4 protein-coding genes are annotated in these 3,511 nt (G+C 70.3%); all 4 read right to left on the bottom strand.

Going from position 1 to position 3,511, the window contains the following annotated elements:
* Positions 1-53 precede the first annotated feature (53 nt).
* From rfbA to rfbC, 4 genes are read right to left on the bottom strand one after another with little or no spacing between them, the layout of a single operon-like run.
* Positions 54-932, bottom strand: coding sequence for a glucose-1-phosphate thymidylyltransferase RfbA (rfbA, locus tag MFF13_RS25810; protein ID WP_147753858.1), 879 nt, complete (start codon positions 930-932; stop codon positions 54-56).
* Entirely contained in the window at positions 929-1,828 is a 900-nt protein-coding gene (gene rfbD, locus MFF13_RS25805) for a dTDP-4-dehydrorhamnose reductase (protein WP_238273338.1), read from the bottom strand. The genes rfbA and rfbD overlap by 4 nt, the downstream gene beginning before the upstream one ends.
* On the bottom strand, positions 1,829-2,911 hold the full coding sequence (rfbB, locus tag MFF13_RS25800; protein WP_238273337.1) for a dTDP-glucose 4,6-dehydratase: 1,083 nt from the start codon (positions 2,909-2,911) through the stop codon (positions 1,829-1,831).
* A 47-nt stretch (positions 2,912-2,958) separates the two neighbouring features.
* Complete coding sequence (gene rfbC, locus MFF13_RS25795) at positions 2,959-3,510, bottom strand: dTDP-4-dehydrorhamnose 3,5-epimerase (RefSeq protein WP_238273336.1); 552 nt, start codon at positions 3,508-3,510, stop codon at positions 2,959-2,961.
* Position 3,511: the final 1 nt, after the last annotated feature.

The raw sequence follows: 3,511 nt of genomic DNA, 5'->3' as shown, positions 1-3,511 counted from the left end.
GCGCGGCATCTGCATCGGCTGCAGCCCGAAATAGCGCCCGGCCGGGCGGCGGTTCATTCTGCCGCGTGTTCGCGCGCCAGCCTGAGGAGGTTCTGCCCGTAGGCGGTCTTCTTGAACAGCTCGCCGCGGGCGACGAGCTGGTCGCGACCGATGAAGCCGCGCTCGAACGCGATCTCCTCCAGGCAGGCCACCTGCAGGCCCTGGCGGTTCTGGATCGTGCGCACGAACTCGGAGGCTTCGAGCAGGCTGTCGTGGGTGCCGGTGTCGAGCCAGGCGTAGCCGCGGGACATCTTCTCGACGTGGAGCTGGCCGAGCGCGAGGTAGGCCTCGTTGACCGAGGTGATCTCGAGCTCGCCGCGCGGCGACGGCTTCACCGCGGCGGCGATGTCGAGCACCTGGTTGTCGTAGAAGTACAGGCCGGTGACCGCCCAGGTCGATTCCGGCTCGGTCGGCTTCTCGACCAGGCGCAACGGGCGCCCGGCCGCGTCCAAGGTGACGACGCCGTAGGCCTGCGGGTTCTCGACGTGGTAGGCGAACACCGTCGCGCCGGCCTTGCGCTCGGCGGCGCGCGCCAGCAGGTCGCTCATGCCGGCGCCGAAGAACAGGTTGTCGCCGAGGATCAGCGCCACGTCGTCGTCGCCGACGAAGTCGCGGCCGATGATGAAGGCCTGCGCCAGCCCCTCGGGCTTGGGCTGCACCGCGTAGGAGAAGCGTAAGCCGAACTGCTCGCCGGTGCCGAACAGGCGCTTGTAGTTGTCGAGGTGTTCCGGGCTCGAGATGATCAGGATCTCGCGGATGCCGGCCAGCATCAGCACCGAGACCGGATAGTAGATCATCGGCTTGTCGTAGACCGGCAGCAGCTGCTTGTTGATCGACAGCGTGGCCGGGTGAAGCCGCGTGCCGGAGCCGCCGGCCAGGATGATGCCCTTCATCGGGACGCCTCCGTTGGGACCGGCCCGATCAGGCGGTCGAGGATGGTGTCGAGAGCCTGTTGCCACGGTCGCATCGCGATGCCGTAGGCCGTTGTCAGGCTCTCGGTGGACAGTTCGGAATTGGCCGGGCGCCGGGCCGGCGTCGGGTAGGCGCTGGTCGGGATGCCGGCGACCGGCACCTCGCGCCCGCCGCGTGCCACGCTGCCGGCGACGACGGCTTGCGCAAAGCCGTGCCAGGTGGTGGTTCCGGCGTTGACGCAGTGGAAGGTGCCGGTCGCCGCGTTCGCGTCGTCCGCCATGCGCAGGGCGACCACGGCGAGCGCCGCGGCGAGGTCGGCGGCGGAGGTCGGGCAACCGTGCTGGTCGTCGACCACGGTGAGCCGGTCGCGTTCGGCCGCGAGCCGCAGCATCGTCTTCACGAAGTTGCCCCGGTGCGGGCTCACCACCCAGGCGGTGCGCAGGATGGCGTGGCGCGGGTTGCCGGCCCGCACCGCCAGCTCGCCGCCGGCCTTGCTCGCGCCGTAGACGCTGCGCGGGGCGATCGGGTCGTCGGGCCGGTAGGCGCCGGGGCGCGTGCCGTCGAAGACGTAGTCGGTGGAGACGTGCACCAGCGGAATCGCGTGGCGCGCCGTCTCGGCGGCCAGGATCGCCGGCGCCAGCGCGTTGAGGCGCCAGGCCGCAACCGGCTCGGATTCGGCCTTGTCGACCGCGGTGTAGGCGGCCGTGTTGATCACCGCCGCGAAGCGACGTACCGCCAGCAGGCGGGCGACGGCATCGGCGTCGGTGATGTCGAGGGCGGCGCGGTCGGGGGCGTGCACCGTGACGCCTTCCGGCCAGGCGTAGGCCTGCAGCTCGGTGCCGACCTGCCCGGCGCCGCCGAGAACGAGGATGTCCATTCAGGCGCCCTTGCCTGTCGTGGGTGCGCCCTCGCTCGGCGCCAGGCCGAGGCGCTCGCCGGTGTAGCGGCCTTCGCGGATCGGGCGCCACCAGGCCTCGTTGTCGAGGTACCAGCGCACCGTCTCCTCAAGCGCCTGCTCGAAGGTCTTGGACGGCGCCCAGCCGACCTCGGCTTGCGCCTTGCTCGGATCGATCGCGTAGCGCCGGTCGTGTCCGGGACGGTCGGCGACGAAGCTGATCAGGTTTTCGTGCGGGGCGCCCTCGGGCCGCAGCCGGTCGAAGGCGGCGCAGAGCGCCTTCACCACGGCGAGGTTGTTGCGTACCGCGCGGCCGCCGAGCAGATAGGTCTCGCCGACCCGGCCGCGCTCCAGCACCGCCACGAGGCCGCGGGCGTGATCCTCGACGTGGATCCAGTCGCGCTCGTTCAGGCCGTCGCCGTAGACCGGCAGCTTGCGGCCTTCGAGCGCATTGAGGATCATCAGCGGGATCAGCTTCTCGGGGAAGTGGCGCGGCCCGTAATTGTTCGAGCAGTTCGTCACCAGCACCGGCAGGCCGTAAGTCTCGTGCCAAGCCCGCGCGAGGTGGTCGGAGGCCGCCTTCGAGGCGGAGTAGGGCGAGCGCGGATCGTAGCGGCTACCTTCCGTGAAGAACGCGTCCGGCGGCAGCGAGCCGTAGACCTCGTCCGTCGAGACGTGGAGGAAGCGGAACCGCGCCTTCGCCTCCGCTGGCAGCGCTTCGTAGTGGCCGCGCGCGGCATCCAGCATCACCTGCGTGCCGATGACGTTGGTCTGGATGAAGGCGCCCGGATCGGTGATCGAGCGGTCGACGTGGCTTTCCGCCGCCAGGTGCATCACCGCCTCCGGCGCAAAGTCTGCGAAGGCCGCGCGCACCGCGTCGGCGTCGCAGATGTCGGCCTCGACAAGGCGGTGGCGGGAATCCTCGGCGAGGCTGTCCAGCGAGACCGGGTTGGCCGCGTAGGTCAGCGCGTCCAGCGTCAGCACGTCGTGGCCGAGGTCGCGCACGAGATGGAGCACGAGAGCGGAGCCGATGAAGCCGCAACCTCCGGTCACCAGAATGCGCATGGCAGGCCTTTCCTTGAATGCGTCGACGGTCGTCGCAAGCCGGGTCCTCAGAACACCGGTCCGAGGTCCGACAGGCGCGGCGCCGCCTTGTCCTTGTCCGACAGGATCGCCTCCGCCGCCGAGACCGGCCAGTCGATGCCGACCTCGGGGTCGTTCCAGACCAGGGCGCGGTCGTGGGCCGGGCTGTAGTACGCGTCCACCTTGTAGGCCACCATGGTGTCGGGCGTCAGGGTGCAGAACCCGTGGGCGAAGCCGTGCGGGATGAACAGCTGCTCGCCGCCCTCCGCATCCAACGTCACCGTCACATGCTGACCATAGGTGGCAGAATCGCGGCGGAGATCGACCGCCACGTCGAGGATCGCCCCGGAGAGCACCCGCACGAGCTTGGCCTGCGGCTGCGGCGCGACCTGGAAGTGCAAGCCGCGGATCGTCCCCTTGGGCGCCGAGAACGACTGGTTGTCCTGCACGAACGCGCAGGTGATGCCGGCCCGCGCCAGCGCGTCGACGCGGAACGTCTCCGAGAACCAGCCGCGGGCATCGCCGAAGCGATTCGGCTTCACCCGCATCACCCCGGCGAGCCGGGTCTCGATCACGTCCATC

This window comes from Methylobacterium cerastii, assembly GCF_022179125.1.
GTDB lineage: Bacteria > Pseudomonadota > Alphaproteobacteria > Rhizobiales > Beijerinckiaceae > Methylobacterium > Methylobacterium cerastii.
The sequence above is the reverse complement of the archived record's forward strand: the minus strand, read 5'-3'. Positions and strand labels throughout refer to the sequence as shown.

Excerpts from the sequence above, each read along its gene's own strand:
- rfbB (WP_238273337.1), bottom strand. The coding sequence starts at position 2,911 with ATGCGCATTCTGGTGACCGGAGGTTGCGGCTTCATCGGCTCCGCTCTC.
- rfbC (WP_238273336.1), bottom strand. The coding sequence starts at position 3,510 with ATGGACGTGATCGAGACCCGGCTCGCCGGGGTGATGCGGGTGAAGCCG.
- rfbD (WP_238273338.1), bottom strand. The coding sequence starts at position 1,828 with ATGGACATCCTCGTTCTCGGCGGCGCCGGGCAGGTCGGCACCGAGCTG.
- rfbA (WP_147753858.1), bottom strand. The coding sequence starts at position 932 with ATGAAGGGCATCATCCTGGCCGGCGGCTCCGGCACGCGGCTTCACCCG.